Origin of the sequence: Umezawaea sp. Da 62-37 (assembly GCF_032460545.1) — a bacterium.
Taxonomy (GTDB): domain Bacteria; phylum Actinomycetota; class Actinomycetes; order Mycobacteriales; family Pseudonocardiaceae; genus Umezawaea.
Map to the genome: position 1 here is coordinate 3,871,409 of NZ_CP135965.1, position 18,866 is coordinate 3,890,274.

Sequence of the window (18,866 nt, forward strand, 5' to 3'; positions counted from 1 at the left end):
CAACTACTCGACACCGACAAAGATGATCGAACCCGGCTGGCCGCCGGGGTAGACGGTCAGCTCCACCTCGGGGTGGCTCAGCCGGAGGTGGCCTTCGAGCAGGTCCGGGAGGTCCGCGGGGGCGTCGGCGCCGAGGACGGCGGTGACCAGTTCGCCGCCGCCGCCGAGCATGCGGTCGACCAGGCGGCACGCGAGGTCGCCGACGGTGTCGGCGGAGGCGGGGCCGGGTTCGATGAGGACGACCTCGCCGTCGAGCAGGCCGAGCAGGTCGCCCTGCTCGACGCGGCCCACCCAGGTGATGCCCTCGCGGTCGGACACGGCGAGTTCGCCGCGGCGGGTGGCGGCGGCGGCCTCGGCCATGGCGACCACGTCGTCACCGGGCCTGCGGGACGGGTCGTGCACGGCGATGGCGGCGAGCACCTGCACCGGGGAAGCGGTCGGCACGACCACGACGTCCTGGCCAGCCGCGACGGCCTGGGCGACCGCCTCGTCGAGGTGCGGGCGCAGGTCGGACGTGCCGGGCAGGACGGTCACCTGCCTGGCGCGGGTGCTGACGAGGACGGCCAGCAGGTCGGCGGGCGTCAGGGACTCCGCGGCGGCCAGGTCGACCACGACGGCGCCCTCGGCGCGGAACAGCTCGGCCGCGCCCTGGCCGCTGACCAGCACGACCACCGCGCGGTCGCGGACGAACCTGGAGGCCTGGGCGGCGATCTGGTCGGCGAACCTGGCCACGGTGATCCGGTGCGGCCGGCCGACGCCGATGCCCGCCTCGACGGCCGCGCCGATGTCGTTGCAGTGCACGTGGACGGTCCACAGCTCGACGCCGTCGCCGACCACCGACACGCAGTCGCCGAGACCGCCGAGCGCGGCGCGCAGGTGGTCCACGCCGTCCTCGGTCACGCCGTCGAGCAGGTACATGACCTCGTACTCGAACTCGGCGGAGCCCGCCTCGCGGCCGGTGGTGAGCGATTCGGGCGTCCTGGGCAGCACCGGGACGACCTCGGTCACCTCCTCGCGGCCGGTGATGACCGCCGCGAGTGCGTCCAAGAGCACCAGGAGCCCGCGCCCGCCCGCGTCCACGACACCGGCCTTCGCGAGAACGGCCAGCTGGCGCGGGGTGTCGGCGAGCGCGTCGGCCCCGGCCTTCGCCGCCGACGTGATGACGTGCTCCAGGTCGTCCGGCCCGTCGCCCGCGGCCTCGGCGGCGGCGTGCAGGACCGACAGCACGGTGCCCGCCACGGGCTTCGACACCGCCGCGGTCGCCAGCACGTCGGCCCGGTGCAGTGCCAGCCGCAGCGCGCCGCCCGTCATCGTGGAAGCGCCCTGCACCGTCTCCGCGAGCCCGCGCAGCACCTGGGACAGGATCACCCCGGAGTTGCCCCGCGCGCCCGCCAGCGCCCCCCTGGCCAGCGCCGCGAACGACGTGCCCGCCTCGTCCCGCGTGCCCGCCGGCGCGCGCAGCAGCGCGTCCAGCGCGGACCTCATGGTCTGCAGCAGGTTCGTGCCCGTGTCGCCGTCGGGCACCGGGTAGACGTTGATGCGGTCGATCGCCTCGCGGTTCGCGTCCAGGGACCGCACGCACGCGTCCGCCCACTGGCGCACCGCTCCGGCATCGAGGACCTGCATGGCGGGAGCGTATCCACCCGGCCCGACAGGCCCCCAGTTTGGTCGCGGGACCGCACACCGGTTACCCTCATCGTTGTTGCCATGCCCGGCTGAGGCTTGTGCACGCTTGCGCGCCCGCCGGGGCGTGAGTACGAAATGAGCAACCCTAAGGAGTGGCTGACGTGGCTGCCGTGTGCGACGTCTGTAACAAGGGGCCGGGCTTCGGCCATTCTGTCTCGCACTCACACCGGAAGACCAACCGCCGGTGGAACCCGAACATCCAGTCCGTGCGCGCGAAGGTTTCCTCCTCGCAGCGCCAGCGGCTGAACGTGTGCACCTCCTGCATCAAGGCGGGCAAGGTTGTGCGCGGCTGATCAAGCCCCGTGATGGAAGCCCGGACGCCTTGGCGTCCGGGCTTCCTTCTTTTCACCACCCTGCCGCGCAAGGCGTCCGGTGTCCGCACCCGACCCGTCAGCACGAACCTCAGCCCCGTCATCGCACTGGACCCGGCACGTTCGACGGACTCACCACACGGGTCCCGCACGGCCCGCACCGCCACCAGCACACCGGAGACCGCGAGCGGGCTGATCCGCTGGGCGTGCGGGAGCAAGACGATGAGCGTCACCGAGGTCCCGAACGCCGACACCGTCATGCGGCACACCAGCAGCAGATCCCGTTCCCTCCGCAGCGCCCGCCGCTGACCGCCAGGGTCAGCGCTCGACGCTCAGAGCGCGAAACCGGTCGAGCATGGCCTTGCTGGACAGCACCAGCGGCCGGGTCGCCGCGAGCATCTCCTGTTCGTACGCCGCCAGATCCCCATCGCCGAGCAGCGTCTCGCACAACCGCCGCGCGTCGATCAGCGCGCAGTTCCCGCCCATCCCGCCGGCGGGCAGCATCGGGTGGACCGCGTCGCCGAGCAGCGTCACGCGGCCCGTCGGCCACGGGTCCGCGGGCGCCACGTACTCCAGCGTGCCCATGGCGGTGTTGTCCGGGTCCGCGGAGCCGACCAGGTCGTGCAGCAAGGGGTGCCAGTCGGCGGGCAGGTCCCAGGTGTCGGCCGACGGCGGCAGCATCATCACCCACCGCAGGTAGCTGCGGACGTCGGGCAGCCGCACGTCCGGTGCCAACTCGGCGGCGGCCTCGCGCGGTGGCCGCCGGAACGGCATCTTGCCCAGGAACAGCTGGCGATCGCCGTCGGTGACCACCGTCCCGCGCCCCGGCACCAGCGCGGCGAAGCGGTCCTCCAGCGGCGTGCGGCCGATCACGCCCCGGACGCCGGTCGACTCGCGGACGGCGGGTCCGATGAGCTGCCGCCGCACGGCCGAGCCGATGCCGTCGGCGCCCACGAGCACGTCGCAATCGACCTCGGTGCCGTCCGCGAACGCCGCGCGGACGGTGCTCCCACCTTCGGTGTACCCGGTGAGGCGGCTGCCGAAGGTGGTGTCGAGGTCGGTGAGCAGCAGGTGGCGCAGGACGTGCCGGTCGACCAGGTTCGCCTCCATCGACCGCGCCAGCGGCTCGTCGTCGTCCAGGCCGACCTGGTTCAGCCGCGGGTCGAGCAGCCTGCCGGGTCCGCTCAGCTCGCCGCTGGTGGCATCCAGCAGCGGGTGCAGGCGTTCGGGCAGGCACGCCTTCATCGACTCCCAGCCCAGTCCTCCCAGCCCGATCCGGTAGCCCTGGAACCGCGCCTCCACCCCGCTGTCCCGTTCGTGGACCCGAACGTCCACACCGGCCTTCTTCAGTCCCTGTGCCAGGCACAGCCCGCCGAGTCCCGCTCCGATGACAACCACTCGCACGACGTTCTCCCCAAGATCGAAGTGAACTTAGTTCACGTGAACATTGTTCACGCTACACCGGAAACGGCGGATGGCAAGCTGTCCGCATGTCACGGCGGGACGAAGTGCTGCAGGCCGCGTTGGACCTGCTCGACGAGGTGGGCCTGGACGACCTCACCACCCGCAAGCTGGCCGACCGACTGGGCGTGCAGGTGGGAGCCCTGTACCGGCACTTCACCAGCAAACGCGCCCTGCTCGACGCCATGGTCGACGCCATCGCCACCGGCGGCCCGACGCGGTCGTTGCCGGAGGGCGACTGGGCGGACCGCCTGACCGCCATGGCGATCGGCATGCGCTCCGCCATGCTGACCCGCCGCGACGGCGCCCGGCTGGTCGCCACGATGTCGACACCGGGCCCGGAGGCCGCCGCCCAGTTCGCGGGCACCATCGGGGTGCTGGTCCACGGAGGCGCGCCCCCTGAGATCGCCGCGCTGGCGACCGACACCGTGTTCGCCTACGTCAACGGGTTCACCATCGAGGAGCAGGCGCGCAAGACGGGCCGCGTGCCGCGTGAGCAGTTGGACCGGGAGTTCGAGGCTGGGTTGGGGTTGATCATCGCGGGAGTCCGGACGGCGTTCTGAGCCCGAAAAAGAAAGAGGCCTTCCCGCACGAATGCGGAAAGGCCTCCGGGGAGGGATTCGGACTACGGCAGCTTCCAGTTGATCGGTTCCGCGCCCTGCTTCTCCAGCAGCTCGTTCGCCCGGCTGAACGGCTTCGACCCGAAGAACCCGGCGTGCGCCGAGAGCGGGCTGGGGTGGGCGGATTCGATGCACGGGATGGGGTCGAGGAGGGGGCGGAGGTTGCGGGCGTTGCGGCCCCACAGGATCGCGACCATGGGTTCCTCGCGGGCCGCGAGGGCGCGGATGGCCTGTTCCGTGACGTCTTCCCAGCCCTTGCCCTGGTGGGCGTTGGACTTGCCCGGCTCGACCGTGAGGGACCTGTTGAGCAGGAGGACGCCCTGCTCGGTCCACGGGGTCAGGTCGCCGTTGGTGGGCATGGGGTAGCCGAGGTCCTCGACGTACTCCTTGTAGATGTTGACCAGGCTCTTGGGGATGGGCCTCGTCTCCGGGGACACCGAGAAGCTCAGGCCGACGGCGTGGCCCGGTGTCGGGTACGGGTCCTGGCCGACGATGAGCGCGCGCACGCTGTGGAACGGCTGCTTGAAGGCGCGCAGCACGTTCTCGCCCGCGGGCAGGTACGTGCGTCCCGCGGCGACCTCTGTTCGCAGGAACTCGCCCATCTCGGCGATGCGGTCGGAAACGGGGGCGAGGGCTTCAGCCCATCCGGTTTCCACGATCTCGTTCAAGGGACGTCCAGCCACAGCGGGTGACCCTATCTCAGTCGAGTCGACGCAGTTCCTTGCGGTACAAGGCGATGTTGGCGACGTACTTGTCCACCGCGAACTGCCAGGCGCGTTCCGGCACGACGTGGCCGGGTCGGACCTTCGCGGGCACGCCCAGCGCCATCGACCGGGCGGGGACGTGCCCCTCGAACGAGACCACGGCGCCCGCGCCGACGATCGCGCCCTCCTCGACGACGGCGCCGTTCAGCACCACCGACCCGGAGGCGATGAGGCAGCGGTCGGCGATGGTGGCGCCTTCGATGTGGACGTTGTGCCCGATGACGCACTCCTCCCCGATCTGCGTGGGGTGCACCTCCGTGCAGTGGATGACGGTGCCGTCCTGCACGCTGGTGCGCGCGCCGATCTCGATGCGCCCGTAGTCGCCGCGCAGCACGGCTTGCGGCCACACCGACGCGTACGCGGCGATGCGGACGTCACCGATCACGGTGGCGTCGGGGTGCACGTACGCCTCGGGGTGGATCTCCGGTTCGTACTCGCCCAGCGCGTAGATGGCCACGCGTCCTCCTCTGCGGGGTGGATCAGCCCACGTGCCGGACGCGGATTCCACGCGACAGCACCGGGTTCGACCAGCCATGACCGTAGAGCACGCCGTCCACCGGGTCACCCGCCTCGTTCTCGTCGAGCACGGCGGACCCGCGCGGCACGCCGAGCAGCGCGCTGTGCGGCCCGGCGGGCACGCCGGTCAGGGCGCGCGGCAGGTACTGGCGGGTGAGCACGTGGCCGTCGCTGGGCCGCACGACGACCCACGGCGTGGTCGGGCCGGTCGGCGCGGGCACCAGCCGGACCGCGATCCACTGCGGACCGGCGGCGAGCAGCGCGCGGGCGCGGCGGGCGTAGAACCGCTGCCACCACTGGACGAGCGGCGCGGTCGTGGGCGGGTGCGGCGGTTCGGCGTAGTCCGGGTCGACGAGCGCCGAGGTGCCCGCCGGGTGCTCCTGCCGCAGCGCCACCAGGTCCACGCCCCGGACGCGCAGCAGCGGCGGCCGCGCGGAGACCAGTTCGGCGGCGAACGGGATGCCGTCGGCGCGCAGCTGGCCGGGCGCGTCGCCGGAGGCCACCCGGAACACCCGCCGCACCGAGCCGCCGCGTTCGGCCGCCAGCGCGACCACCGGCACCACGCGCGGCAGCCGCGGCGAGGAGAGCCAGCGGACCTGCGCCCACACCGGTTCGACGGGCGCGGGCGCGGTCTGGTCCGGGGAGAGCACGGGCTTGCCCGGCGGTTGCACGAACCCCGGCCGCGCGATCAGCCAGAACAGCACGCCGAACACGACTCCGGTGAGCAGCGCCAGCCACGCGCTGCGGCTGCCGAACCAGGTCAGCGCGCCGACGACCACCGGGACCACCACGGCCCAGCCGGTCTCCCAGCCGCGCCGCAGGGTCCGCTCGCTGAGCACCAGGGGGCGATCGGGCCAGGCCACCGCGGTTCTCCCCCCGAAGATCGAGAGCCCAAACTACCGCCGACGCCCCGCGCGGAGCAGAGGCCGACCGGGTGGTCAGCCGCCGGTGGCGGGCAGGGACTTCGCGAAGCAGAGGCTGTCCGGGTGCTCGCGGTAGGTGCCGAAGTTGGGCATCCGCTCGTACCCGCTGCTCCCGTAGAGCGCGATGGCCTCGGGCTGGACGGCGCCGGTCTCCAGGACCATGCGGGTGCGCCCGGCGGCGAGCGCCGAGCGCTCCAGGTCCGCGAGCACCGCCCTGGCCAGGCCCCGGCCGCGGGCGGAGTCGACCACGTACATGCGCTTGATCTCGGCGTCCCCCGCGACCAGCGGGGATTCGGGTTCGCCGTCGTGGGCGCGCCAGCCGCCGCACGCCACGGGCACGCCGTCGAGGTAGCCGACCACGAAGTAGCCGCGCGGCGCGGCGAACTCCGCCGGGGCGACGGGGGTGACGTCCTCGTCGCCGTAGCGCTCCACGTAGACCTGCTGCACCGCGGTGATCAGCTTGACCGCGTCCGGATGGTCATACAGGACCGTGCATAGTTCCATGCCTGGAAGGTACCTAGCGCCAGTGCTCCCAGCCAGGGGGTTTTTCGTACACGCGGCCGTCGACCGTCACACCGTCGCCGGGGCGCACCGCGCCGATCATCCGCCACCCCTCCGGCACGGCGGCGGCGTCGGGGAACGTCGCGGCGAGCGCGTGGTCCTCGCCGCCGGTGAGCACCCAGTGCCGCGCGTCGGCGCCGAGCGCGGACGCGACGTCGATCAGCCTCGGGTGGACCTCCAGCAGTTCGGTGCGGATGTCGATCCCGACGCCGGACGCGGTCGCGATGTGCCCGAGGTCGGCCAGCAGGCCGTCGGAGGTGTCGATCATCGCGGTGGCGCCCGCGGCCGCGGCCTCCGGGCCCGCGGAGTACGGCGGTTCGGGCGTGCGCTGCGCGCCGACGACCGCGACCGGGGAGCGGAAGCCCCGGCTCAGCACGGCCAGTCCGGCGGCCGCCCAGCCGAGCTTGCCGCAGACCGCGACGATGTCGCCGACCCGCGCTCCCGATCGGACCACCGGCTCCAGTCCACTGAGGTCGCCGAGCGCAGTAATGGAGATCACCAGTGTCTCCGAGCTCACCATGTCGCCGCCGACCACACCGGCCCCGGCGACGGCCGCCTCCTGCCACAGGCCTGCCGTGATGCCGTCGATCACGCTCGCGGGCGTGTCCGACGGGCAGGCCAGTCCGATGAGGAGCGCGGTCGGGATCGCACCCATGGCGGCGATGTCCGCGAGGTTCACCGCGGCGGCCTTCCGCCCCACGTGCTCGGGGGATGACCAGTCGAGTCTGAAGTGGACGTTCTCCACGAGGACGTCGGTCGACGCGACCACCCGGCCGTCGGGCGCGGCGACGACCGCTGCGTCGTCACCCGGCCCGAGCAGCGTGGTGGGCGGCTGCGTCCGACCGGCCGTCACCCGGCGGATGAGACCGAACTCACCCACTTCAGCGACCGTGTCCGCGTCCTGCGGCGGGTCCGGACGCAAGATTGCCTCCCATTCTGAGCATTCGGAACTCCAACTGCGGTACGTTGCTGGTCAAGTTCCTACCCCGACCTAACCTGTCGCGACGAAGGGGCACGCCGTGGTGCACGCATACATCCTCATCCAGACCGAGGTCGGGAAGGCAGCCGCCGTTGCGGGGGAGATCGCCGGTATTCCGGGGGTTTCCACCGCGGAGGACGTGACCGGTCCGTACGACGTGATCGTCAGGGCGGACGCCGAGACCGTCGACCAGCTCGGCCAGCTCGTGGTCGCCCGCATCCAGAACGTGGAGGGGATCACGCGGACCCTGACCTGCCCGGTGGTCCACCTGTAGCGACGTGCTGTCATAGCCCAGTGCCACAGGACCAGCCACCCGAATCCGAGCCCGTCTCGTCGCTGCCCCGACCGCTGCTCGCCGTGGCCATCGGCCTCCCGGTGCTGCTGGCGGTCGCGGTGGCGGCGGTCGGACTCGTCCTCGGCACGTCGGGTGCCGACGACCCGGCCTCGCCGTCCGACGACAACTCGCGCCCGCTGGCACTCGTGCCGGTGAACGCGCCCGCCGCGGAGTCCCCGGACTGCACGACGCTGCTGGGGAAGCTCCCGGTCAGCGTGGTGTCGGACGGTGCGACGCTGCCGCGGCGCGAACTCGCCGCACCCGCGCCCGCGGGCACTTTGGCGTGGGGCGACGCGGAGCACTCGCCGCTCGTGCTGCGCTGCGGCCTCGACCGGCCGGACGAGCTGTCGCCGACCGCCCAGCTGCGGGTCGTCTCCGACGTCCAGTGGCTCGAGGTGCAGGGCGACGAGTCGTCGACCTGGTTCGCCGTCGACCGGCCGGTGTTCGTCGCGCTCACCGTTCCCAAGGACGCGGGGACGGGACCCCTGCAGGACGTGTCGACGACGATCCGCGACACGCTCGCGAAGGGCCCCGTTCCGACTCAGGGCTGAGCACCGGTCAGCGCAGGCCGGTGCCGCGCGCGATCGCGGTGTCGACGAGCGTGGTCAGCAGGGTCCGGTAGTCGACCCCGGTGACCGCCCACATCCGCGGGTACATCGAGATCGGCGTGAAGCCGGGCATGGTGTTGATCTCGTTGATCACCAGCTCGTCGTACTCGGTGACGAAGAAGTCCACCCTGGACAGCCCCTGGCAGTCCAGCGCGCGGAACGCGGTGACCGCCATCGCGCGCAGCCGCTCGGTGAGGTCGTCCTCGAGCTTGGCCGGGATGTCGAACTCGCACACGTCGTCGAGGTACTTCGAGTCGAAGTCGTACCAGTCGACCGAGCCGCCGACCACGCGCAGCTCGGCGGGCAGCGACGCCTCGACCCGGCCGTCGGGGAACTCCAGCACGCCGCACTCGATCTCGCGGCCGACCACGGCGGACTCGATGATCACCTTCGGGTCGGTCTGGCGGGCGAACGCGATGGCGTCGTCCAGGTGCCCCCAGTCGACGACCTTCGAGATGCCCACGGACGACCCGGCGCGGCACGGCTTCACGAACACCGGCAGGCCGAGGCGGTCGCGCTGCTCCGGGGTGAGCGTGGCCTGGCCGCGCTTGAGCACCTCGAACGTGCCCACCGGCAGGCCCTCCGCCTGGAGCAGCTTCTTCGTGTACTCCTTGTCCATCGAGACCGCGCTGGCCAGCACGCCGGGCCCCACGTAGGGCACGTCGGCGAGCTCCAGCAGGCCCTGGATGGTGCCGTCCTCACCCCACGCGCCGTGCAGCAGCGGGAAGACCACGTCGACGCCCTCGACCACGACACCCGGCTCGGTGGGCACCAGCTCGCCACCGCCCGCGGGCACGAGCGAGGCCAGCGTCGGCATCTCGCGGTCCTTGATCGTCAACGCGACCTGGTCGTCCGCGCCGATCACCCACGCCCCCTCGGCGGTGATGCCGACGGGGACGACCTCGAAGCGGTCCCGGTCCAGGTTCGGCAGCACGCTCCCGGCGGAAACGCAGGAGACGGTGTGCTCGGTGCTCCGGCCGCCGAACACCACGGCGACCCTGGTCTTGCGCTGTGTCATGAGGCCCGAGACTACCCGGACGGGTTACCCGTTCGGAGCAGCGGCGATGACCAGTTCGGCGAGGACGGGGAGCACCGAGGTCAGCTGCTCGCGGGAGCACGCGGCGTAGCCGATGGCGACGCCGTGGACCCTCGGCCGCCCGGCGTGGTGCCTGGCCAGGCCGTCCAGCCGCAGCCCGCGCCGTTCCGCGGCGGCCAGCAGCGCGACCTCCGCCTCGGCGGTCGGCACCAGCACGACGACGTGCGCGCCCGCGTCGTCGCCGAGCACCGGGATGCCCGCGGCGGCCAGCGACTCGACCAGCAGCGCCCGCCGTTCGGACAGCTCGCGGCGCAGCTTGCGCAGGTGCCTGCCGAGGTCGCCGTGCCGGGCGAGTTCCACGACGACGCGCTGCCCGGCGGGCGCGGGGCCGGTGCCGGTGCGGTCGCGGTGGGCCAGCACGGCGCTGGTGATCGACTCGGGCGCCACCATCCAGCCGGTGCCCAGCGTCGGGGTGAGGATCTTGCTCGTGGTGCCCAGGTGCACGACCACGTCCGGCGCGAGCGCGGCCAGCAGCGGCAGCGGGGCCACGTCGTAGCGCAGCTCGCCGTCGTAGTCGTCCTCGATGATCAGCCAGCCGTCGCGCCGGGCCCGCTCCACCAGCGCGACCCGGCGGCCCGCGGACATCCGGCCGCCCATCGGGTACTGGTGCGCGGGCGAGCAGTAGACGACCCGCACCCCCTTGGGCACGCCCTCGACGAGCAGGCCCTCGGCGTCGACCGGCGCGGGCACGACCCGCATCCCGGCCGCCCGGATCGCGCCGACCGCCCGCTGGTAGCCGGGCTCCTCGACGGCGACCGCGTCACCGGGCTTGAGCACGGCCGCGGCCAGCTCGGTCAGCGCCGCCGTCGTCCCACCCGTGGCCAGCACCAGCTCGTCGCGCAGCCCGCCGGGCACGGCCAGGCCGCGGTGCCTCAGCAGGTGCTCGGCGACGACCTCGCGGTACTCCGGCAGCCCCCCGCGCTGCGGGCGCAGCAGCGGCATCGTGTCCGCCGCGGCCCGCCACGCGCGGCGCCAGGCCGCCTTGTCCAGCCCGCCCGCCCACGGCGCGCCGGGCGCCAGGTCGACCACCACACCGGGCACGGGCTCCGGGGTCGCGGGCCTGGTGCGACCCTTGAGCGCGCCCGGCGGGGTAGTGGTGACGTAGGTGCCGGAGCCGTGCCTGCCCGCGATCCAGCCCTCGGCGTGCAACTGCTCGTAGGCCGCGGCCGTGACGGTGCGGCTGACGCCGAGGCGTTCGGCCAGCGCCCTGGTCGAGGGCAGCCGGTCGCCGCTGCGCAGCCTGCCCTCGGCCGCCGCGGTGCGCATGGCGTCCGCGAGCTGCACGGCGAGCGGTTCGGGCGAGGTGCGGTCGAGCGTGACGGGGAACGCGGTGTCGGACAAGTGGTACTTCCAAATCCTTTGGGATTGGTACTTCTAGAATGCCACTTTTTCGACCAGGATGGCAGCATGACCTTGTCGCCCACCCCGCGCAGCACCGTCAAGCGGGGCAAGAACCACGCCGTGACCGACCGCTCAGTCCTGCACGCCGTGCTCGACGCGGGCCTGGTGTGCCACCTCGCGGTCGTCGTCGACGGCGCCCCGGTCGTGCTGCCCACCGGGTACGGCCGCGACGGCGACACCCTCTACCTGCACGGCTCGACCGGCGCGCGGACGTTGCGCGAGGCCGGGTCGGGCGTCCCGGTCAGCGTCGCGGTGACGCTGCTCGACGGCATCGTCTACGCGCGCTCGGTGTTCGACCACTCGATGAACTACCGGTGCGCCGTCGTGCACGGGACCGCCGTGCCGGTGACCGAGCCCGACGCGAAGTCGCACGCGCTGCGCGTGCTGACCGAGCACCTGTCGCCCGGATCGTGGGAACACGCCCGGCAGCCGACCGCGCGCGAACTGGCCGCCACGTCCGTGCTGGCGCTGGACCTGGCCGAGGCGTCGGTGAAGATCCGCACCGGGCCGCCCGTCGACGAGGACTCCGACGTCGAGGCCGGCATCGCGTGGGCGGGCGTGCTGCCGATCCGCGAGTCGTTCGGCGCGCCCGAGCCGTGCCCGCTGCTGCCCGAGGGCAAGGACGTGCCGGAGCACGTCACCTCGCGGCGGTAGGCCCGTCGACCGGGTCGTAGCGGAACGGCGTCATCCGCCTGCCGCCGTCGCGGTAGACGTGGATCGAGACCGCCGGGTCGGGCCCGTCGTTGTGCACGCGGTGCACGTAACCGGGCCCGAACACCCGCGACTGCCCCGCCACCAGGGTGTGCAGCACCTGGGCGCGCCGGGTGGCCACGGTCTCCGTCAGCGAGCCGCTGACCAGCGTGAACGCCCCGGTCGACCCGCCGTGGTCGTGCAGGTCGGTCGACTGGCCGGGCAGCCAGCCCATCAGCCAGACCTCCTGGCCCTCCACGCGCTCGACGAGCGCGGCGAACCGGCGGTCGGGGTCGTAGCGGAGCAGGTGGCGCCAGCTGTCGCGGTCGGCGGCGAAGCCGAGGGCGATGCGCACGGGGTGCAGCGCGGCGCGGGATTCGGGCAGGGCGACGGTGTTGTCCGGAACGGCGAACATGGTGGTGTGGTCCTTCGGGGATCAAAGCGGCACCGGTCGTCACCGACCGGCAGGACGCGAGACGATCACCGACAAGGACAGAGCGCGCTGGCGACCAGGCTGAGGTCGATGTGACCCCGCCCGTCGATCATGGCGCGAAACAGCACCCGCCGATCCTCGCAGCCCCGCACCCCTCCCTCAACCACATCCCACCCCCTGGGACATCCCGAACGTGTACTCGCGAGTCGAACACCCAGACACCCCGTGTCGAACCTCCAGACACCCCGAGTTCTCCACTCGGGCACCCCGAGTTCTCCGGTCGGACCCGGATGGGGGTGCCCGAGTGTTCGACACGGGGTGTCTGGAGGTTCGACTCGCGGGGTTAGGTGAGGGCGGCCAGGACGTCGGTGACGAGGTCGGTGGTGTCTTCGCAGCCGGCGGACAGGCGGACGAGGCCTTCGGGGACGGGGTCGCCCCACTGGGCGCGGCGGTCGAGACTGGTGTGCAGGCCGCCGAAGCTGGTGCTGGCGGCGATCAGCCGGGACTTGCCGAGGAACACGTCCACGGCGGCCGCGTCGGGCAGCTGGAACGTGAGCACCCCGCCGAACCGGCGCATCTGCCGCGACGCCAGCTCGTACGCCACGTCCTGCGGCGCGCCGGGCCAGCGCAGTCCCGTCACGGCCGGGTGGACGCGCAGCACGTCGTAGAGCGCGGCGGCGTTCGCGGCCTGCCGGGTGAGCCGCAGGTCCAGCGTGCCGAGGCCGCGGTGCGCGAGCCACGCCTCGAACGGGCCGGGGATGGCGCCGCCGACGGTGCGGGCGCCGCGCAGCCGTTCGGCGAGCGCGGTGTCCGTTGTGGACACGTGGCCCAGCAGCACGTCGCTGTGCCCCGCGACGGCCTTGGTGTCGCTGGCGACCACGATGTCCGCGCCGAGCCGCAACGGCTGCTGCCCCAACGGGGTCGCGGTCGTGTTGTCCACGGCCACCAGCGCGCCCGCCGCGTGGGCCGCCTGGGACAGCGCGGTGATGTCGCACACGTCCAGGCCGGGGTTGGAGGGGGTTTCCAGCAGCACCAACGAGACGCCGTCGAAGTCCGGCCACGGTCCCGCGGTCGGCACCTCGCGGACCACCACGTCCATGTGCTCCGCGACGAACTTCCTGGTCAGGAAGTACCCGTCACCGGGCAGCACCACCGTGTCGCCGGTGCGCAGCAGCAGCCGCAGCACCGTGGAGACCGCCGCCATGCCGGAGGGGAACAGCACGCACTCGCCACCGTCCAGCTCCCCCAGCGCCGACTCCAGCGCCCGCCACGTCGGGTTGCCCGCCCGGCCGTAGGTGTCCTCGCCGGTGAGGTGGAACGCCGACGCGAACACCGGGCTGCCCATGAACGGCGAGCCCGGCGTGCGCTCCGGGGCCCCCGCGTGCACGACCCGCGTGCCGTCCCCGTACTCCCGCTCCCCGGACTCCCGGCCCCCAGGCTCCCCGCCCCCGGACTCCCTGTCCTCCGCCCGCGCGGTCACTGGCGTTCCGCCTTCGGCTCGCGGCCGATCAGCGCGGCGCCGAGCGTGCGCGGGTGCATGCCGTCGTGGCACACCATGTGCACGCCGTCGGTGAGCGGCATGTCCACGCCGTGGCGCTGCGCCAGCTCGCGGATCGACGAGCAGGACTTCACGCCTTCGGCGACCTGCCCGTGCGCGGCCTCCTGGGCCTGCGCGAGGCTTTCGCCCAGTCCGAGCCGGTGGCCGAAGGTCCGGTTGCGCGACAACGGGGACGCGCACGTCGCGACCAGGTCGCCGAGGCCGGCGAGACCCGCGAACGTCAGCGGGTCCGCGCCGAGCGCGGCACCGAGCCTGGCCGTCTCGGCGAGGCCGCGGGTGATGATGGAGGCCATCGTGTTGTCGCCGAACCCGAGCCCGGCGGCCATGCCGCAGGCGAGCGCGATGACGTTCTTGCAGGCTCCGCCCAGTTCGCAGCCGATCACGTCGGTGATGGTGTACGGCCGGAAGTAGCCGTTGGAGCAGGCCTGCTGCAACTCGACCGCGCGGTCGTGGTCGGTGCAGGCGATGACCGTCGCGGTGGGCTGCTCGGCGGCGATCTCCTTGGCCAGGTTGGGTCCGGACACGACGGCCACCTGGTCCTCGGGAACGCCCGCGACCTCGCGGATCACCTCGCTCATCCGCTTGAGCGTGCCCAGTTCCACGCCCTTGGCCAGGCTCACCAGCGTCGCGCCCTCCGGCAGCGAGTCCCGCCACCCCACCAGGTTCGCCCGCAGCGTCTGGCTGGGCACCGCCAGCACCACGGCCTGCGCGCCGTCGAGCGCCTTGTCCACGTCCGTGGTGGCGCTCAGGTTCGCGGGCAGCTTCGTGCCCGGCAGGTAGTCCTCGTTGATCCCGGCGCCGTTGACGGACTCGGCGACCGAGTCGCGCCTGGCCCACAGCACGACCTCCGGTCCCGAGTCGGCTATCACCTTGGCGAACGCGGTGCCCCACGACCCGGCACCCAGCACTGCCACCCGCTGCACGCTCATCAGTCCTCGTCCCGCTTGTTCTTCTCGGAGGTGTGGAAGCCCTCCGGGGCCTGCTCCCCGCGGATGTCGGCGAGGAGGTGCTTCACCTCGCCCATCAACAGGTCCGTCACGTCGCGCAGCAGCGCGATGGACTCCGGCCGCTCCCGGTACGCCGTCAGGTCGATCGGCTCGCCGATCCTGGTCTCGACCGTTTTGCGGGGCAGCGGCCGGAACTTCCTGTGGTACCCGTCGTAGATCTCCCTGGTGCCCCAGCGGGCGACCGGGATCACCGGGCCGTCGTGCTCCAGCGCCAGCCGGGCCACGCCGGTGCGCGAGGCCATCGGCCACCCGTCCGGGTCGCGGGTGATCGTGCCCTCGGGGTAGATCACCACGACCTGCCCGCCGGCCAGCGCCTCGTGCGCCGCGCGCAGGCTCTGCTGCGCGTCGGTCGTGCCGCGGTAGACCGGGATCTGCTTGGCCCCGCGCAGGATCGTCCCCATCACCGGCACGTTCCACAGGCTGTGCTTCGCCAGGAAGTGCGGCACCCGCCGGTGGCTGTGCACGAACACCGCGTCGAAGCACGGGTCCAGGTGCGACACGTGGTTCATCACCAGGAGCACGCTCCCGGTGGCGGGCAGGCGTTCGCCGTGCACCGTCCGCCGCCTGCCGAGCACCCCTGCCAGCGGGTACACGATCGCCGCGGCGACCCCGATCCAGAAGCCGCCCTTCTCCCTGACCACGTGTTCTCCCTCGCATCGCCCACCGCGGACCTGGAGTGTTCCTCGGGTGGCCCGGCCAGGTCCAGCCGACATCGGGGAGTATGGCGAGGTGCGCCGCGAAGTGGACCTAGTAGTCCCGGTCAAGACACTCGACAGGGCCAAGACCAGGCTGCTCGGGGCAGCCGACCACGGCCTTGGCGATCCGACGGCCCACGCCGCGCTCGCGTTGGCGCTGGCCCTGGACACCATCACCGCCGCCATCGGGGTCGTCCGCCGCGTGGTGGCCGTCACATCCGACCCCGCGGTCGTCGCCGAACTCCGCGCGCTGGGCGTGGAATCCGTCCCAGGCCCGGAGGGGTTGAACCCGGCGCTGCGCCACGCCGCGGCGCTGCTGCGGGCCCGCGACCCCCGCTCGGTCGTCGGCGCCCTGCAGGCCGACCTGCCCGCGCTGCACCCCGACGAGTTGGGGGCGGCGCTCGACGCGGCGGCCGGGCGGCGCGCGTTCTGCCCGGACCGCCAGGGCACCGGCACCACCCTGCTGCTGTCCGCGCCGGGCGCGGACCTCGACCCGCGCTTCGGCGTCGGCTCGGCCGACGCGCACACGGCGTCCGGCGCGATCGCGCTGCTCGGGCCGTGGCAGTCGCTGCGCACCGACGTGGACACCGCGGAGGACCTCGGCCTCGCGGCGGCGCTGGGCCTGGGCACCCGGACGGCCGCGCTGCTGCCGGTGTGCGGTTAGCTGTCGGCATGACCGAGCAGGCCACCGCGAGCGCCTTCCACGCCGACGGTTCGGCGACCGTGCTGCGCGACGACGGCCTGCTCGTCGACGTGACACCGGACGCCGTCTCGGCAGGCGGTTGGCGGTCGCTGCGCCCCGGCCAGCGGGTCACTCTCCGTCGCAACGCCCAGGGCGACGTCACCGCTGTGCTCCGCCCCGCCTGATTCCACGTCGGCTGTGACCGGGAGTTCACCTCGTAGTCGCCCTCAGTCGGGGCGATAACGCGTTCCGCACGGCACAATGCAGTGGTGACCACGGACGACAGCGACGACAAGGCGACGCCGAAGCGACGGACCCGGACGGCAGCGGCGGCGGGGACCCCGCGGCGCAAACCCCGCCCCGCGACCCGTCGTGCGCGGACCCCGGACCCGGTCGTGGAGTCGCCACCCGCTGTGACGACCGGGACGAGGCCGGTGCCGTCGTCACCCCCGGCCGTGACCGCCGGGGAGGAGCTGACGCCGGACCTGCCGGACGACCGCTACTTCAACCGCGAACTGTCCTGGTTGGACTTCAACGCGCGGGTGCTGGCGCTCGCCGAGGACTCGTCGCAGCCGCTGCTCGAACGGGCGAAGTTCCTGGCGATCTTCGCGTCGAACCTCGACGAGTTCTACATGGTCAGGGTCGCGGGTCTGAAGCGCCGCGACGAGACGGGGCTGTCGGTGCGCAGCGCGGACGGCCTGACGCCGCGCGAGCAGCTGGCGAACATCTCCAAGCGCACGCAGGAACTCGTGGAGCAGCACGCGCGGGCGTTCCTCGACCACGTCGGCCCCGGTCTGGACAGCAGCGGCATCAGCCTCGTGACCTGGGCCGAGCTCACGGACTTCGACCGGTTGCGGCTGGCGAACTACTTCAGCGACCAGGTGTTCCCGGTGCTGACGCCGCTCGCGGTCGACCCGGCGCACCCGTTCCCCTACATCTCGGGGCTGTCGTTGAACCTCGCCGTCACGGTGCGGGACCCGGAGGGCGGCACGGAGCGGTTCGCGCGGGTCAAGGTGCCGGACAACGTGCCGCGCCTGGTCAGGGTGGAAGCCGACCGGGCGAGCAGTTCGGCGACGTTCCTGCCGCTGGAGCAGCTGATCGCCGCGCACCTGGGCGAGCTGTTCGCGGGCATGGAGGTCATCGAGTGCCACGCGTTCCGGGTCACCCGCAACGCCGACCTCGACGTCGAGGAGGACCGCGACGAGGACCTGCTCCAGGCGTTGGAGCGCGAGCTGGCGCGGCGCCGGTTCGGGCCCCCGGTGCGCCTGGAGGTCGCGGACGACATGACCGAGCACATGCTCGAACTGCTGCTGCGGGAGATGGAGGTCGACCCGCACGACGTGGTGCAGGTGCCGGGTCTGCTGGACCTGTCGTGCCTGTTCCAGCTGTACAGCCTGGACCGCAAGCAGCTGAAGGACCCGGCGTTCGTGCCCGCCACGCACCCGGCGTTCGGTGAGCGCGAGACGCCGAAGAGCGTGTTCGCGACCCTGCGCGAGGGCGACGTGATGGTGCACCACCCGTACGACTCGTTCTCCACGAGCGTGCAGCGGTTCATCGAGCAGGCCGCGGCGGACCCGCACGTGCTGGCGATCAAGCAGACGCTGTACCGGACTTCCGGCGATTCCCCGATCGTGGACGCGCTGGTCGACGCGGCCGAGGCGGGCAAGCAGGTCGTGGCGCTGGTGGAGATCAAGGCGCGGTTCGACGAGCAGGCGAACATCAAGTGGGCGCGGCAGCTGGAGAAGGCGGGCGTGCACGTCGTGTACGGGCTCGTCGGCCTCAAGACGCACTGCAAGACGTCGCTGGTGGTGCGCCAGGAGGGTTCCACGATCCGGCGGTACTGCCACATCGGCACCGGCAACTACAACCCGAAGACCGCGCGGCTCTACGAGGACGTCGGCATCCTGACCGCCGAGCCGTCCGTGGGCGCGGACCTGACGGACCTGTTCAACGTCCTGACCGGGTACGCGCGGCAGGACAACTACCGCAGCATCCTGGTCGCCCCGTACGGGGTGCGGCGCGGCATCGTGGAGCGCATCCAGGACGAGATCGACCTGGCCCGCGCGGGTCACCCGGCCGGTGTGCGGATCAAGGTGAACTCCCTGGTGGACGAGGAGGTCATCGACGCGCTGTACCGCGCTTCGCAGGCCGGTGTGCGGGTGGACGTCGTGGTGCGCGGCGTGTGCGCGCTCAAGCCGGGCATCCGCGGCCTCAGCGAGAACATCCACGTGCGGTCCATCCTGGGCCGATTCCTGGAGCACTCGCGGGTGTTCCACTTCGTCGGGGCGGACGAGCACTGGATCGGCAGCGCTGACATGATGCACCGCAACCTCGACCGCAGGGTCGAGGTGCAGTTGCGGGTCACCGGCCCGAAGCTGACCGCCCAGCTCGACGACATGTTCGATTCGGCGCTGGAACCGGCCACCCGCTGCTGGGTGTTGCGGTCGGACGGCGAGTGGGACGCGTCCCCCTCCGACGGAACGGTGGTCCGCGACCACCAAGTCGAGATGCTGCGCAGACACCGCGCGCTGGCCTGAGTTC

Annotated in this window: 22 protein-coding genes; 9 read left to right on the top strand and 13 right to left on the bottom strand. The window is 72.6% G+C overall.

Annotated elements, in window-relative coordinates; translation table 11 throughout:
- Window positions 1-3: 3 nt before the first annotated feature.
- Window positions 4-1,626, bottom strand: coding sequence for a DAK2 domain-containing protein (locus RM788_RS17135; RefSeq protein ID WP_315932689.1), 1,623 nt, complete (start codon window positions 1,624-1,626; stop codon window positions 4-6).
- A 161-nt stretch (window positions 1,627-1,787) separates the two neighbouring features.
- Between RM788_RS17135 and rpmB the strand changes: the two genes are divergently transcribed.
- Window positions 1,788-1,979: a 50S ribosomal protein L28 gene (gene rpmB, locus RM788_RS17140; RefSeq protein WP_106188104.1), complete on the top strand. Its 192-nt coding sequence runs from the start codon at window positions 1,788-1,790 to the stop codon at window positions 1,977-1,979.
- A 12-nt stretch (window positions 1,980-1,991) separates the two neighbouring features.
- On the top strand, window positions 1,992-2,306 hold the full coding sequence (locus tag RM788_RS17145) for a hypothetical protein (protein WP_315932690.1): 315 nt from the start codon (window positions 1,992-1,994) through the stop codon (window positions 2,304-2,306).
- 9 nt (window positions 2,307-2,315) lie between these two features.
- On the opposite strand, the gene RM788_RS17150 is transcribed toward RM788_RS17145, so the two are convergent.
- Window positions 2,316-3,401, bottom strand: coding sequence for an FAD-dependent oxidoreductase (locus RM788_RS17150; protein ID WP_315932691.1), 1,086 nt, complete (start codon window positions 3,399-3,401; stop codon window positions 2,316-2,318).
- A gap of 86 nt (window positions 3,402-3,487) precedes the next feature.
- Here RM788_RS17150 and RM788_RS17155 point away from each other — a divergent pair, with 86 nt between their 5' ends.
- Window positions 3,488-4,021, top strand: coding sequence for a TetR/AcrR family transcriptional regulator C-terminal domain-containing protein (locus RM788_RS17155; protein ID WP_315932692.1), 534 nt, complete (start codon window positions 3,488-3,490; stop codon window positions 4,019-4,021).
- 62 nt (window positions 4,022-4,083) lie between these two features.
- On the opposite strand, the gene RM788_RS17160 is transcribed toward RM788_RS17155, so the two are convergent.
- The 5 genes from RM788_RS17160 to RM788_RS17180 form a co-directional block, all read right to left on the bottom strand.
- The gene (locus RM788_RS17160) at window positions 4,084-4,761 is read right to left on the bottom strand and encodes a uracil-DNA glycosylase (RefSeq protein WP_315932693.1); all 678 of its coding nucleotides are present in this window, start codon (window positions 4,759-4,761) and stop codon (window positions 4,084-4,086) included.
- Window positions 4,762-4,777: 16 nt separating this feature from the next.
- A complete protein-coding gene (locus tag RM788_RS17165) occupies window positions 4,778-5,299 on the bottom strand; it encodes a gamma carbonic anhydrase family protein (protein ID WP_315932694.1) in 522 nt (173 codons plus the stop codon).
- Between the two features lie 22 nt (window positions 5,300-5,321).
- Complete coding sequence (locus RM788_RS17170; RefSeq protein ID WP_315932695.1) at window positions 5,322-6,221, bottom strand: hypothetical protein; 900 nt, start codon at window positions 6,219-6,221, stop codon at window positions 5,322-5,324.
- Between the two features lie 75 nt (window positions 6,222-6,296).
- On the bottom strand, window positions 6,297-6,785 hold the full coding sequence (locus RM788_RS17175) for a GNAT family N-acetyltransferase (protein ID WP_315932696.1): 489 nt from the start codon (window positions 6,783-6,785) through the stop codon (window positions 6,297-6,299).
- A 13-nt stretch (window positions 6,786-6,798) separates the two neighbouring features.
- The gene (locus RM788_RS17180) at window positions 6,799-7,764 is read right to left on the bottom strand and encodes a thiamine-phosphate kinase (protein ID WP_315932697.1); all 966 of its coding nucleotides are present in this window, start codon (window positions 7,762-7,764) and stop codon (window positions 6,799-6,801) included.
- Window positions 7,765-7,861: 97 nt separating this feature from the next.
- On the opposite strand from RM788_RS17180, the gene RM788_RS17185 reads away from it, so the two are divergent.
- Entirely contained in the window at window positions 7,862-8,095 is a 234-nt protein-coding gene (locus RM788_RS17185) for an Lrp/AsnC family transcriptional regulator (protein ID WP_315932698.1), read from the top strand.
- A 20-nt stretch (window positions 8,096-8,115) separates the two neighbouring features.
- Window positions 8,116-8,706, top strand: a complete 591-nt coding sequence (locus RM788_RS17190; RefSeq protein ID WP_315932699.1) for a DUF3515 domain-containing protein — start codon at window positions 8,116-8,118, stop codon at window positions 8,704-8,706.
- Between the two features lie 7 nt (window positions 8,707-8,713).
- Here RM788_RS17190 and RM788_RS17195 read toward each other — a convergent pair whose 3' ends face one another.
- Both RM788_RS17195 and RM788_RS17200 read right to left on the bottom strand, forming a co-directional pair.
- Complete coding sequence (locus RM788_RS17195) at window positions 8,714-9,781, bottom strand: D-alanine--D-alanine ligase family protein (protein WP_315932701.1); 1,068 nt, start codon at window positions 9,779-9,781, stop codon at window positions 8,714-8,716.
- 24 nt (window positions 9,782-9,805) lie between these two features.
- Window positions 9,806-11,200 (bottom strand): MocR-like pyridoxine biosynthesis transcription factor PdxR, encoded by a 1,395-nt coding sequence (locus RM788_RS17200; RefSeq protein WP_315932702.1) that lies wholly within the window; start codon window positions 11,198-11,200, stop codon window positions 9,806-9,808.
- Between the two features lie 66 nt (window positions 11,201-11,266).
- On the opposite strand from RM788_RS17200, the gene RM788_RS17205 reads away from it, so the two are divergent.
- Window positions 11,267-11,914: a pyridoxamine 5'-phosphate oxidase family protein gene (locus tag RM788_RS17205; protein ID WP_315932703.1), complete on the top strand. Its 648-nt coding sequence runs from the start codon at window positions 11,267-11,269 to the stop codon at window positions 11,912-11,914.
- Here the strand turns inward: RM788_RS17205 and RM788_RS17210 are convergent.
- The 4 genes from RM788_RS17210 to RM788_RS17225 all read right to left on the bottom strand — a co-directional run bounded on the left by RM788_RS17210 (window position 11,898) and on the right by RM788_RS17225 (window position 15,589).
- Window positions 11,898-12,365 carry a cysteine dioxygenase gene (locus RM788_RS17210; protein ID WP_315932704.1) on the bottom strand — a complete coding sequence of 156 codons (468 nt, stop codon included), beginning with the start codon at window positions 12,363-12,365 and terminating at the stop codon, window positions 11,898-11,900. The genes RM788_RS17205 and RM788_RS17210 overlap by 17 nt on opposite strands.
- Before the next feature lie 361 nt (window positions 12,366-12,726).
- Complete coding sequence (locus RM788_RS17215; protein ID WP_315932705.1) at window positions 12,727-13,863, bottom strand: cystathionine gamma-lyase; 1,137 nt, start codon at window positions 13,861-13,863, stop codon at window positions 12,727-12,729.
- Window positions 13,860-14,870 (bottom strand): NAD(P)H-dependent glycerol-3-phosphate dehydrogenase, encoded by a 1,011-nt coding sequence (locus tag RM788_RS17220; RefSeq protein ID WP_106188118.1) that lies wholly within the window; start codon window positions 14,868-14,870, stop codon window positions 13,860-13,862. The genes RM788_RS17215 and RM788_RS17220 overlap by 4 nt, the downstream gene beginning before the upstream one ends.
- Entirely contained in the window at window positions 14,870-15,589 is a 720-nt protein-coding gene (locus RM788_RS17225; protein WP_315932706.1) for a lysophospholipid acyltransferase family protein, read from the bottom strand. The genes RM788_RS17220 and RM788_RS17225 overlap by 1 nt, the downstream gene beginning before the upstream one ends.
- A 100-nt stretch (window positions 15,590-15,689) precedes the next feature.
- Between RM788_RS17225 and cofC the strand changes: the two genes are divergently transcribed.
- The 3 genes from cofC (at window position 15,690) to RM788_RS17240 (ending at window position 18,862) form a co-directional block, all read left to right on the top strand.
- Entirely contained in the window at window positions 15,690-16,307 is a 618-nt protein-coding gene (gene cofC / locus RM788_RS17230; protein WP_315932707.1) for a 2-phospho-L-lactate guanylyltransferase, read from the top strand.
- An 8-nt stretch (window positions 16,308-16,315) separates the two neighbouring features.
- On the top strand, window positions 16,316-16,510 hold the full coding sequence (locus RM788_RS17235) for a hypothetical protein (RefSeq protein ID WP_315932708.1): 195 nt from the start codon (window positions 16,316-16,318) through the stop codon (window positions 16,508-16,510).
- A gap of 84 nt (window positions 16,511-16,594) precedes the next feature.
- Entirely contained in the window at window positions 16,595-18,862 is a 2,268-nt protein-coding gene (locus tag RM788_RS17240; RefSeq protein ID WP_315932709.1) for an RNA degradosome polyphosphate kinase, read from the top strand.
- Window positions 18,863-18,866: the final 4 nt, after the last annotated feature.